Source organism: Sphingobium sp. L-44, assembly GCF_056859495.1.
On the sequence record NZ_JBSXOQ010000115.1, the window covers coordinates 51746 to 64198 of the forward strand.

At 65.1% G+C, this 12453-nt stretch carries 11 protein-coding genes; 3 read left to right on the forward strand and 8 right to left on the reverse strand.

The annotated features are described in order from the left end of the window. Positions 1-135 precede the first annotated feature (135 nt). Positions 136-978 (forward strand): alpha/beta fold hydrolase, encoded by an 843-nt coding sequence (locus tag AC13EK_RS19340; RefSeq protein ID WP_069335757.1) that lies wholly within the window; start codon positions 136-138, stop codon positions 976-978. Between the two features lie 116 nt (positions 979-1094). On the opposite strand, the gene nadB is transcribed toward AC13EK_RS19340, so the two are convergent. The 8 genes from nadB to AC13EK_RS19380 all read right to left on the reverse strand — a co-directional run bounded on the left by nadB (position 1095) and on the right by AC13EK_RS19380 (position 10752). After that, the gene (gene nadB / locus AC13EK_RS19345; protein ID WP_069335758.1) at positions 1095-2714 is read right to left on the reverse strand and encodes an L-aspartate oxidase; all 1620 of its coding nucleotides are present in this window, start codon (positions 2712-2714) and stop codon (positions 1095-1097) included. Positions 2715-2815: 101 nt separating this feature from the next. Next, positions 2816-3745: an ABC transporter ATP-binding protein gene (locus AC13EK_RS19350; RefSeq protein ID WP_037507732.1), complete on the reverse strand. Its 930-nt coding sequence runs from the start codon at positions 3743-3745 to the stop codon at positions 2816-2818. A 217-nt stretch (positions 3746-3962) separates the two neighbouring features. Further along, complete coding sequence (locus AC13EK_RS19355; RefSeq protein WP_483022361.1) at positions 3963-4250, reverse strand: LysR family transcriptional regulator; 288 nt, start codon at positions 4248-4250, stop codon at positions 3963-3965. 84 nt (positions 4251-4334) lie between these two features. Continuing rightward, positions 4335-4760 (reverse strand): RidA family protein, encoded by a 426-nt coding sequence (locus AC13EK_RS19360; RefSeq protein WP_004208119.1) that lies wholly within the window; start codon positions 4758-4760, stop codon positions 4335-4337. Positions 4761-4779: 19 nt separating this feature from the next. Then, positions 4780-6039 (reverse strand): aminotransferase class V-fold PLP-dependent enzyme, encoded by a 1260-nt coding sequence (locus AC13EK_RS19365; RefSeq protein WP_069336425.1) that lies wholly within the window; start codon positions 6037-6039, stop codon positions 4780-4782. Next, on the reverse strand, positions 6036-7172 hold the full coding sequence (locus AC13EK_RS19370; protein WP_069336424.1) for an aminotransferase class I/II-fold pyridoxal phosphate-dependent enzyme: 1137 nt from the start codon (positions 7170-7172) through the stop codon (positions 6036-6038). Before AC13EK_RS19370 ends, AC13EK_RS19365 begins: the two co-directional genes overlap by 4 nt. 157 nt (positions 7173-7329) lie before the next feature. Beyond that, the gene (locus AC13EK_RS19375; protein ID WP_029547592.1) at positions 7330-9897 is read right to left on the reverse strand and encodes a TonB-dependent receptor plug domain-containing protein; all 2568 of its coding nucleotides are present in this window, start codon (positions 9895-9897) and stop codon (positions 7330-7332) included. 252 nt (positions 9898-10149) lie between these two features. Further along, the gene (locus AC13EK_RS19380) at positions 10150-10752 is read right to left on the reverse strand and encodes a TlpA family protein disulfide reductase (protein WP_069336423.1); all 603 of its coding nucleotides are present in this window, start codon (positions 10750-10752) and stop codon (positions 10150-10152) included. 43 nt (positions 10753-10795) lie between these two features. Here AC13EK_RS19380 and argH point away from each other — a divergent pair, with 43 nt between their 5' ends. Both argH and AC13EK_RS19390 read left to right on the forward strand, forming a co-directional pair. Then, positions 10796-12163 carry an argininosuccinate lyase gene (gene argH, locus AC13EK_RS19385; protein WP_069336428.1) on the forward strand — a complete coding sequence of 456 codons (1368 nt, stop codon included), beginning with the start codon at positions 10796-10798 and terminating at the stop codon, positions 12161-12163. Positions 12164-12168: 5 nt separating this feature from the next. Further along, the gene (locus tag AC13EK_RS19390; RefSeq protein ID WP_004208112.1) at positions 12169-12435 is read left to right on the forward strand and encodes a hypothetical protein; all 267 of its coding nucleotides are present in this window, start codon (positions 12169-12171) and stop codon (positions 12433-12435) included. Positions 12436-12453: the final 18 nt, after the last annotated feature.

A 12453-nucleotide genomic window follows, 5' to 3' on the forward strand; every position in this document is an offset into this window, starting at 1 on the left:
CCGTTACAAGGCGCGGCGACCCGCATTGTAGGCAAGGACGATGCGACGAATGATTCCACAATTGCGATGTAAGGAGTCTGAACGGCGGAGCGGCGCTCAGTTGCGGTTCAGCGGCGGGGCGGCAATAGGGAGCGGATGACGGACGGACTGATGGATCGACGCAGCCTGCTCTGCGGCGCGGGCGCACTGGCGGCGGGATGGGCGATGCCGGCACTGGCGGCGGATTTTGCCTCGCGCCGGATCACGGTGACGGTGCGCGGCAGCGGCCGGGACGTGCTGCTGATCCCCGGCCTTGCCAGCGGTCCGGGCATCTGGAACGGCGTGACGGGGCAGATGCCGGGCTATCGCTGGCATCTGATCCATGTCCGCGGTTTTGCGGGCCTTGCCGCCGACGCCAATGGCAGCGGGCCGGTGGTGCAGCCGGTGGCGGACGAGATCGCCCGCTATATTGCCGCCGCCGGACTGCGGCGACCGGCGGTGGTCGGGCACAGCATGGGCGGCACGCTGGCGATGATGCAGGGCCTAAAAGGCCTCGCCAGCCGGGTGATGGTGGTCGACATGCTACCCGCCGGGGCGGCGATGGTCGGCGGCACCGCCAATGGCATGGGCTATCTGGCCGACCAGCTCAGCCAATATTTCACCGGCACGGCGGCCGGGCGCCGTTATCTCGCCCAGATCGTCGCGCAGGCGCCGGGGGCGGAGGGCAGCAATCCGGAGGTGATCGCCACCGCGCTGCGTGACCTGGCCAATACCGATCTTGGCCCCCAGCTCGGCCGGATCGGGGTGCCGATGTCGGTGGTCTATGCCGTCGGCACGGACCAGGCCCAGTCGGTCGAGATCACCCGGCGCTTCCGGGCTGCCTATGCGGCCAAGAAGGACGCGAAGCTGATGCCGATCGGGCCGAGCGGCCATGTCGTGATGGCCGACCAGCCGACCCGGTTCAATGCGGCGCTCGGCAATTTCCTCAAAGGCGTTTGACCTCGATCAAAGCGCCGGCCTGCGTCGGCGCTAATTTGGTCGGCGAGACGACGCCCCTGGCGTTTGCTCCTCCTCCCTTCAAAGGCGCGGCTGCCCGGCCGCGCCTCTTTTTTGGGTCAGGGTGCCAGCACCGTGTCGACGGCTTGCGCCAGCGTCTCGGGATAGTCGAGCGTGTAGTGGAGGCCCCGGCTTTCCTTGCGATGGAGCGCCGAGCGGACCACCAGCCGGGCGACCTCCAGCAGGTTGCGCAGTTCGATCAGGTCCGGCGTCACGCGGAAATTGCCGTAATATTCATCGACTTCCTTCGACAGCAGGTCGATGCGATGCTGGGCGCGCTCCAGCCGCTTGGTGGTGCGGACGATGCCGACATAGTCCCACATGAAGCGGCGGATTTCCTTCCAGTTATGCTGGACGATGACCTCTTCGTCGCCATTGGTGACGCGGCTTTCGTCCCACGGCCGGATTGGCGGCGGGGCGGGCAGTTCGTTCCAATGGGCGCGGATATGCTTGGCCGCCGCCTCGCCGAAGACGAAACATTCGAGCAGCGAGTTGGAGGCGAGGCGATTGGCGCCGTGCAGGCCGCTTTCGGTCACTTCGCCAGCGGCATAGAGGCCGGGCAGGTCGGTGCGGCCGTCCAGGTCGATGATGACGCCGCCGCAGGTATAATGCTGCGCCGGGACGACCGGGATCGGTTCCTTGGTGATGTCGATGTCGAGATCGAGCAGCCGGGCATAGATGGTCGGGAAATGCTGCTTCACGAACTCGGGCGGCTTGTGGCTGATGTCGAGATGGACATAGTCGAGGCCCAGGCGCTTGATCTCATGGTCAATGGCGCGGGCGACCACGTCGCGCGGCGCCAGTTCGGCGCGGGCGTCGAAACGGGGCATGAAGCGCTCGCCGCCGCCCGGCACGCCGGGCGGGAGCTTCAGGTGGCCGCCTTCGCCGCGCACCGCCTCGGTGATCAGGAAATTCTTGACCTCCAGATTATAGAGGCAGGTGGGGTGGAACTGGTTCATCTCCATGTTCGACACGCGGCAGCCCGCGCGCCAGGCCATGGCGATGCCATCGCCGGTCGCGCCCCTTGGCGCGGTGGAGAAGAGATAGGTGCGGCCCGCGCCGCCGGTGCACAGGATGGTCGCGCGGCCGAGGATCGTGTCGACATGGCCGGTCTGCTTGTTGAAGGCATAGACGCCCCAGACATGGCCATCGCCCGAATAGCGCTCGCCATGGCGCGAGGTGATGAGATCGACCGCGACCATATCCTCCATCAGGGTGATGTTGGGATTGGCGCGCGCGGCCTTGAGCAATGCGACCTGCACGGCGTGGCCGGTGGCGTCGTCGACATGGACGATGCGGCGATGGCTGTGACCGCCCTCGCGCGTCAAATGCCAGCGTTCGCCGAACTCGTCGCCATCCCCTTCTTCGTTGGGATTGAAGGGCACGCCCAGTTCCGCCAGCCGCTCGATCGCCGCGGGGGCTTCGGACACGACGAATTCGACCGTGTCCTGATCGTTGAGGCCGGCACCGGCGACCATCGTGTCATGGACATGGGCCGCGAAACTGTCACCCGCATCGAGTACCGCGGCGATGCCGCCCTGCGCCCAGTTGGTCGATCCGCCATCCAGCGCGCCCTTGGCCAGCACCACCACCTTGCGGTCCTGCGCGAGGTTGATGGCGGCTGTCAGCCCGGCCGCGCCGGAACCGATGATGACGACGTCATGGGTGATGGTGGGCATATATATTCACTCTCCGGGCTTTTGCCCTATCCCGTTCGGTTCGAGCTTGTCGAGAACCCTGCGCACCGGTTCTCGACAGGCTCGAACCGAACGGGGTCTCTTTAGGCAGCCGCCGTCAGGTTGAGGAAGACATCCTCCAGGTCGGGGTCGCGGGTGACGACGTCGACGATGGCGAGGCCGCCGGCCTGTACCGCGCTCAGCACCTGGCCGGCATTGGCGCGGTTCTTCATATAGGTGATGGTGAGGGTGCGTTCGTCGGTCAGTTCGACCTTCTCGAAGCTGGGATCGCTCGGCGGGGTGACGATGTCGCGGTCGACGGTGACCTGCACCACCTTTTCCTGCGCCATCGCGATCAGCTCGCGGGTCGGCTTGTCGGTGATGACCCGGCCATGGTTGATGATGCCGATGCGGTCGCACAGCTCCTCGGCCTCTTCGAGATAATGGGTGGTGAGGACGATCGTCACCCCCATCGCGTTCAGTTCCTTCACATAGGCCCAGAGCTGCTGGCGCAGCTGCACGTCGACGCCGGCGGTCGGTTCGTCCAGCACCAGGATCGGCGGCGAATGGACCATCGCCTTGGCCACCAGCAGCCGGCGCTTCATGCCGCCCGACAGGGTGCGGGCATAGGCATTGGCCTTGTCCTCCAGATGGACCGCGCGCAGCAGCTCCATCGAACGGCGCCTGTCCTTGGGCACGCCATAATAGCCGGCCTGGTTCTCCAGCGTCTCGAACGGCGTGAAGAAGGGATCGAAGACGATCTCCTGCGGCACGATGCCGATGCTGTTCTTCGCATTGCGCGGATTGGCGTCGATGTCGAAGCCCCAGATGCTGGCCGAGCCGCTGGTCTTGTTGACGAGGCCGGCGAGGATGTTGATCGTGGTCGACTTGCCCGCGCCATTGGGGCCGAGCAGGCCATAGATCTGGCCGCGCGGGATGGTGAGGTTGATCCCGTCGAGCGCGCGCTTGCCGCCCTTATAGACCTTGGTCAGGTCGCGGATCTCGATGGCGGCTTGCGCAGGCTGGTCGGTCATGGCTGATCTCTATGGGGATCGAAGCGGGGGAAGGGAAGGGGCTGAAACGACGCGACAGTTGAAAGTTCACAGTGTTCTGCGTCGCGATTTCCGGGCGATTTCGGCGGAAACGCGCCTGTAACGCGCCGGTGACGCGACACCGACGCGACACCGACGCGACACTAAAGTCACGCCGAAGCGACAGTCAGGCGACAGCGAAACGACAGTGAGGCGACATTTACCGGCCGATCGGCCCCCTGCGCGGGCGGATCGGCGCGAGCGGATCGGCTAGACGGGCGGCGTGGAGCGCCAGCGCGCTGGCCCAGCTGCGGTCGAAGCCGGTCCCAGCCAGACGATCGCGCAGCCGGTGCGCGCTGGAGCGGGACATGCCCACCATCTGCGCGGCATGGCTGATATTGCTGGTTTCGAGCAGCGCGGCGAGGAAGCGGCGCTGGCGTTCGGGCGTCCATTGACGGCGGGGACGCCGGGTTTCGGGGACGGGTGGATTGGGGAGGGGCTGGTCCATCCATCAGGATAGATCAGGAAAAGCGCGTGTAGGAAAGACGGGAGGTTCGCCTGTCCATGACGGTCCAGGCGAGGCCCGGCTGGCCTATTTGAACGAGGCCAGGCATTCCACTTCGAGCGGGGCGCCGAGTGCCAGGCCGTCGGCGCCGAAGGCGCTGCGGGTGGGCAGGCGCTTGCCCTCGAAATAGCTGACATAGGTGGTGTTGAAACGCGGCCAGTCGGCCATGTCGTCCAGCATCACCGTGCATTTGACGACATGGCCGAAGTCGAGGCCATTGTCCTTCAATATCTTGCCGATCGAATCCATCGCGTTGCGGACGGCGGCGTCGAACCCTTCCTTGTGCGGGTCCATGCCGTCGGGCACCTGGCCGATCTGGCCCGACATATAGAGCATGTCGCCGACCCGGATCGCGGGCGAGAAGGGCAGCTTGGCCGGCAGCGGCTTCTGCGCGGCGGCGGGGGCGGCGATCATGAGGCTGGCGAGAAGGGCGGGGGCGAGCAGCTTTTTCATCATAAGGCTCCGAAAAGGATCAGACGCGGGGCAGGGCGGCGATCAGCCGTTCGACATCCCTGTCATCGTTGAACAGCGATGGCGAGATGCGGAAATAATTGTCGTGGACGGACAGGCGGACCTGTGCCCGCGCCAGCGGATCGGTGAGCAGGCCCTTCGCATTGGGCAGGACGCAGCTCAGCAGCGGGCTGGTCGTGCCCGGCGGGGTGATGAGGCGATAGCCCTTGCGCGGCAGTTCGTCGCGCAACTGGCCGATCAATTGCTGGGCATGGGCCTGGATCGCCGGGACGGTGAGGGCGCAGATGTAGCTGATCGAATGATCGAGCATGGCGCTGATCGCCTGGGCATAGGTGCCAGTGCCGAAATGGCCGAGCGCGCCGGGGCGAGCGACATAGCTGGTCGGCGCATCGCCGGGCGGATCGAGCGGGAAGACATGGGTTTGTGGCGGGGAGAGGCCGATGCCCGGCGGCGCATCGGGCGCGGCAAAGCCATAATAGCCATATTCGGCCCGGGGCAGCCGATCCGCCACGCCGCGCCGGACATAGAGGAAGCCGAGGCCAAAATCGCCCATCAGCCATTTGTAGGTGGCGCAGGCGGCAAAATCGACGCCGCTGTCATGCAGGTCGATCGGCACCGCGCCGGCGGCATGGATGATGTCGGCATAAACCAGCGCGCCGACCTTGTGCGCCATCGCGCTGATCGCCTTCAGGTCATGCTGAAAGCCATTATAGGTGGAGACGGCCGAGACGCTGACCAGCTTCGTCCCCGGCGTGATGGCGCGGGCCATGTCCTCGGGCGCGATGCGGCCCTCGCGCGCCTGCACCCAGGCGACATCGACGCCCTGTTTTGCCATTTCCTGATACATGGGGAAGGCGGCGTAGAAATGGAGCGTGTCGGTGACGACGCGGCCGCCATCATGCGGGAAGCCCAGTGCGCGCAGCACCGCCTGCTCGCCCATGGTGGTGGACTGGACCCAGGTGATCTCGTCCGCATCGGCGCCCATCAGCGCGGCGAATTTCGCGATCAGCGCGGCGCGGTCGACCGGTTTGCGCGCGGCGGCGACGGGATCGAGCGTGCGGCCGGCGAGATAGGCGTCGGCGGCGGCCCTGGCGCCCAGGCTCACCGGATGGGTGGAGGCGCTGTCGAAATAGGCGAGCGGGGTGGCGGCGAAGCTGGCCTTGTCGGGGAGCGATGGCGGTGCGGCGACGGCGCGGGCGGCCTGTGCCGCCAGTGGCACGGCAAGCGCTGCACCGAGTGCCTGGCGCCGGCTGAGGCTCATGCCATGATCCGGGCGAGCGCGGTCTTGAACGCCTGCATCTCGGCCGGCGTGCCGAAGGAGACGCGGACCCAGTCGTCCATATGCTTGCGCGGGCCGCCGATGAAGATCTTCTCTTTGGCGAGGGCGGCGGTGACATCGGCGCCTGGGCGACCGACATGGATCATCGCGAAGCTGGTCTGCGACGGCAGATAATTGAGGCCGCGCGCGTCGAGCCAGGCGAAGAGATCGTCGCGCACCGCCTTGTTATAGGCCTTGCGCTGGGGCAGCAGCGTGGGATCGAGCAGGCTGGCTTCGGCTGCGACCACGGCCGGCATCGGCGTGATGTTGACGCCATAGTCGGCCATGCCGTCGAGCAGATCCTTGCGCCCGGCGATCAGGCCGCAGCGCAGGCCGGCCAGGCCGTAGATCTTCGAGAAGGTGCGGGTGACCAGCACGTCCGCGCCCTTCGCGACCAGGTCGAGGCAGCTCTGCGCGTCGCTATAATGGATATAGGCCTCGTCGACGAGCAGTACGGAGCTGGCCGGCTTGTTGGCGAGCAGCCATTCGATGTCGGCGCGCGGGATGGGCAGGCCGGTCGGGTTGTTGGGATTGCAGAGATAATAGACGCCGGCGTCCGGCGCGGCGGCCAGCAGCTTGCGGACGTCGGCGGTGAAATCGCCGGCCAGCGGCAGGGCGACGGCGCGGGTGACCGGCTGGTTGTCCTTGCCCAGGAAGCCCTGGTCGAAGGTCGGCTCGAAATAGGCGATCGGGCGGCTTTTCGATGAATAGGTCAGCGCGACCGAGCGCAGCGGCATGAAGGAGCCGGGATGAACCTGAACCTGGTCGGGCGTCAGGCCGTTCTGGCGGGCGAACAGGCTTTCCAGCTTCGAGGCGAAGGCCATGCCATAGCGGCCGGCGAGCGGATCGAGCCCGGACAGCGCCTGCAGCGCGGCGGGGGCGGGGCCGAGCGGATTTTCGTTGCTGTTGATGAAGATGCCGTCGGTGAGGGTCGCGACCATCGCCTTGGGATCATCGCTCATCGCCACCTTGCGGTCGCGCTGGGCGAGGGCGGGCGCCGCACCGGCTATTGCCGCCGCGCCCATGGCACCGCGCATCAGCATGCGGCGGCTGAGAGTATCCGGACGGTCGGTCATGGTTTTCGCTTCCCCCTGATGGGGATCGAGGCATCGATCCACATCCCTATCATTGTTGCCGCGTCCTGCGAGCCGCCGGTCGTGCCGACCGGCTTCAGGACGCTGACAAAGCAAAAGGGCCGGTCTCCTGGGAGACCGGCCCTTGTGTTCTAGCCTATCAGAACTTGAAGTCTACGCGGGCGTAGTAATAGCCACCGGCCGAGCCATAGGCACCGTGACCATAATAGGAGTTCCAGCTGGTGGAGCCGTTCTCATAGGGCGACTGGCCGGGGAGGACGGTCACGCCGCTGAGCAGCTTGGGCTTTTCGGGGCGCTTGTCGAACAGGTTGTTCGCGCCGATCGAGAACTTCACATAATCGGTGAAGTCATAGCCCAGCTCCAGATCGGTGATGCCGGTCGCCTTGACCACGCCGTCACGTTCAAGCGGCTGGCCGTTCATCGCCGCTGCCGAAAGGGCCGAGCGGACGAGGATGCTGGTCTTGCCGTAGAAGGTCTGGCGCAGGTTGGCCGAGAAGGGGCCGCTGGCGAAGTTGATGCCGGCGACAATCTTGTAGTCGGGCGAAGCGTCTTCGATGTAGCTTTCCGACTGCGCGCTGAACAGGCTGGTGTTCTTGTTGTCGGTGATCTTGGTCTTGTTGTAGTTCGCGTTCAGCGACAGGTTGAGCTTGCCGAAGTCGAGCGGCACGACATAGTTGGCCGAGAAGTCGACACCATAGGTTTCCGTGTCGATCAGGTTGGTGAAGCTCGCCACGCCCAGCGTCTGCAGACCGGTGTCGAGCACCAGGCCGGTGGACGCGATCGCCGCGAGAATGTCTTCCGCACCGGCGACGGGCAGACCGCCCTGAATGGCCGGCAGCGAAGCCGTTGCCGAGATACGATCCTTGATCTTGATATAATAGCCATCGATCGTGATCGCGAGCTTGGGAGCCGGACGCAGGACGATGCCTGCCGAGAAGTTGGTCGACTTTTCCGGACGCAGAGCATTGAAGCCCAGCAGCATGGCGGCTGGCGAACCGGCCGGCAACTGGAGCACCGCGCTGGTCGGGCCGACATTGACGGTCGAGTAGAAGGATTCCGCAAGCGTGGGCGCACGGAAGCCGGTGCTGGCCGTGCCACGGATCGCGAAGGCATCCGAGAAGTCGTAGCGGGTGGTGATCTTGCCGATCGTGGTGTCGCCGAAGTCGCTATAATCTTCATAGCGGCCGGCAAGGTCGATGGTCCAGCCTTCGACCGGGCTGGCGATCAGGTTGATGTAACCAGCCTTCGAACTGCGGCTGTGCTTGCCGGCATCGACATCCTTGTAGCCGGGGAAGGACTGGACGCCTTCCTTGTAGGTCGATGCGAAGTCGCCGGCGACGATTTCATAGGTGTCGCGACGATATTCGCCACCGAAGGCCAGGGTCAGCGGTTCGGCCATGCCAACGTCGAACTCCTTGCGGATGTCGAGGGTGTTGGTCAGCTGGCTAAGCTTGAAGCCGCCGTCATAGGCGTCGGTCGGCGTGTAGGGCGTGATGCTGGAGTCATTCTGTGCAGCCGTATAGCTTTCGATCCACATGGCGCGATGCGCGGATTCGATCGTCCAGATCTTGTTCTGGTCATAGCCATAGGTGGTGCTGACGTCATAGTTCCAGCCGCCGCCAAATTCGCCCTTGGCGCCAACCGTGAAGCTATATTCCTTCTGCTCCACCTTCTGCTGGGGGACCATGCCGAACGTGCCGGTGTCACCAAAGCAGGTGCTGGTGTCGGTGGTGCTGGCGCAGATGCGGTTGGGCGGACGATAGCCCTGCTTGGCATAGCCGACGCGACGCGACACGTCGCCGAAGCTGTAGAGTTCGACGCCGCCGAAATCATAGCCCATATTGTAGAAGAGCAGGTTGAGCTGCGACTTGGCCTGGCCGCCGTTGATGCCGTTGAGGTCGAGGCCAGCCCAGGCGGGGTCATAATAATTGTTGGTCGATCCGAACGAGCCCGGATAGGTGCCGGCCGTCGGCACATAGGGATTGCCGTCAATGTCCGACATGGTCACCTGGCCGGTGCCGGTCGAGGTGTAGTTCTGGCGACGATGGAAGCCGGTCAGGTTGAAGAAACCGTCTTCGCCCAGCTTGAAGCCGACATTGCCCGACGCCGAGAACAGTTCGCCCTCGCTGTTGTAATATTGGCCGCCAGTGACCTTGAAGCTGCCGCCTTCGCTGTCATCCTTGAGGATCATGTTGATGGCGCCGGCGATCGCGTCGGTGCCGTAGACGGCGGCGGCGCCATCCTGCAGCACTTCGATGCGGGATACGGCATCTGGCGGAATGAGGTCGATGCTGGGCGCGGCCGAACCCTGGAACGGACCGGCGATGACCTGAAGAATGGCCGAGCCATGGCGACGCTTGCCGTTCACCATCACCAGCGTGTGGTTGGGGCTCAGGCCACGCAGACGGGCCGACAGCGAGAAGTTCGACATGTCGGTGCCCTGGGTCTGGGCGGTGAAGCTTGGCACCATCTGGGTCAGGGCCTGGTTGAGGTTCGGCTGGCCGACATGGCTCAGCGCTTCCTCGCCGAAGACCTGAACCGGCGCGGCGCTTTCCGCGGCCTGCATGCCGGTTGCGCGGGTGCCGGTAACGATGATGGCTGCACCTTCATCGGCCTGCGGTTCCTGCGGTGCTTCCTGCGCCATGGCGCAGGCCGACCAGGATGATGCGGCGATCAGAGAAATTTTTAGAGCAGATAGTCTATTCATTCGATGCCCCCTGATTTTGTCATTATATCGACATAGGGGGTGACGAATGATCTGCGGAATATCCTCTATTGCGCCGCACAAAATTTAAGTAAAAATGAAATGTTTCTGCAATTTTTCCGTGCCAGGATTCGTGAGCTTATTATGATACTGCCGGGCTGTGCAATTATATGCAATGCATCGACATTGATGCATTTTGCAATCAACTGGCATGGCGGGTTTTTGATCCTAGTTCGTTGTTGATTTACTTATGCCTTATCCGCCTTTTGCGGCGGCGATGAGCTTGCGGGCCTCTGCGCCGGTCCAGTCCATGGCTCCGACCACGCGCGCAACCTCCTTGCCCTTGGCATCATAGAGGACGGTGGTCGGCAGGACGCCGGTGGCATAGCCCAGGCCGAGCTTGTTCTCCGGATCGGTCCAGCCCTTGAGGTGGGGTAGCTTGTGCTTGGCGAAGAACGGCTTGATCGCGGCCTGGCCCTGCACGTCCTGCGAGATCGTCAGTACCGCCAGGCTCCTGTCACCTTCGCTGTCACTTTGCGCGGCGAGGGCGTCGAGCGTCGGCATCTCCGCCACGCAGGGCGCGCACCAGGTCGCCCAGAGATTGACCAGCAGCGGGCGGCCGGCAAAGTCCTGCAGGGTCGCCGTGCCGCCCTGCGGATTTTCGAACGCGAAGGTCGGCGCAGGCGTGCCCGCCTTGCTGCGGTCGATCGTGTAGTTGAATTCGCCCTTCGCACTGTCGCCGGCAGCGGGCTGCACTTCGTCGCCCGTCACCTTGCCGCTGGCGCTCGCATTGGCTTGCCCCGCGGGCGGGGATTGCCTATCGCATGCCGCCAGCCCAGCCAGCAGGAGCAGTGTCATTACCGAGCGCAAGGACGATATCATGGAAGCAGGCTCCAACAGCATGTGGGGTGGCCGGTTCGCGGCCGGCCCGGCATCGATCATGCGTGAGATAAATGCCTCCATCCCCTTCGACAAGCGCTTGTGGAAACAGGATATCGCCGGGTCCAAGGCGCATGTCGCGATGCTGGCCAAGCAGGGCATCGTCGATGGCGAGGATGCGCAGGCGATCACCGAGGGGCTGAACCGGATCGCGGCGGAATATGAAGCCAATGGCGTTCCGGTCAATCTGGACCTGGAAGATATCCACATGGTCACGGAGTCGCGGCTGGCCGAACTGATCGGCCCGGCCGCCGGACGCCTGCACACCGCGCGCAGCCGCAACGACCAGGTGGCGACCGATTTCCGCCTGTGGGTCCGCGACGCCATGGATGAGGTGATGGCGGGCCTGGCCGGCTTGCAGCAGGCGCTGCTCGCCCGCGCCGAGGAGCATGCCGATGCGGTGATGCCGGGCTTCACCCATCTCCAGTCGGCGCAGCCGGTGACGCTGGGCCATCATCTGATGGCCTATTATGAAATGGTCCGCCGCGACCGCAGCCGCTTTGCCGATGCGCGCGTGCGGCTGGACGAATGCCCGCTGGGTGCCGCCGCGCTGGCCGGCACCGGCTTCCCGATCGATCGCCATGCCACGGCGGCGGCACTGGGCTTTGCCAAGCCGACCGACAACAGCCTGGACAGCGTGTCGGACCGCGACTTCGCGCTCGACTATCTGATGGCGGCGACGCAGGCGTCGCTGCATCTGTCGCGCCTGGCCGAGGAATTCATCATCTGGGCGAGCCAGCCCTTCGGCTTCGTCAAGCTGCCCGACGCCTATTCGACCGGCAGCTCGATCATGCCGCAGAAGCGCAATCCGGACGCGGCCGAACTGGTGCGCGGCCATGCCGGCCGCATCATGGGCTGCATGAATGCGCTGTGCGTGACGATGAAGGGCCTGCCGCTCGCCTATTCCAAGGACATGCAGGACGACAAGCCGCCGGTGTTCGAGGCGCATGACCTGCTGGGCCTGTCGATCGCGGCGATGACCGGCATGGTCGAGACGGTGACGTTCCGCGCCGACCGGATGCGCGGGCTGGCCGAAAGCGGTTTTGCCACCGCGACGGACCTGGCCGACTGGCTGGTGCGCGAGGGCGACATTCCCTTCCGCGAGGCGCATCATATCACCGGGCGCGCGGTGGCGGCGGCGGAGGAAGCCGGCGTGCAGCTGGCCGACCTGCCGCTCGACACGCTCAAGGCCATTGATGCGCGTATCGACGATCGCATCTATGCGGTATTGACGGTCGATGCGTCGGTCGCCAGCCGCAAGAGCCATGGCGGCACGGCGCCCGATCAGGTGCGCGCGCGGATCGCCGCGGCGCGCGCGACACAGGAGTGAGGCAGATGGCACGGCATGTCCGCAACGGGCTGATGATCGGGGCAATGGCGCTGGCGCTGGCCTCCTGTGGTGGCCGTGAATCGCTCAAACCCGTGGCGGGCCAGAAATTGCCTGCCGTGCCGGTGGGGGCGGCGACCGCGCCGACTGCCGCCGACATGATGGATCCGGGCACCCAGGCCCGCCCGGAACGTAACGTCGAACTGCTGACCCAGTCTCGCCAGCGCGGCAATGACGAGTTCGACCTGCCGCCGGAAAGCCGGCCGCAACAATAGTCCCTATTCCCGCAAGGA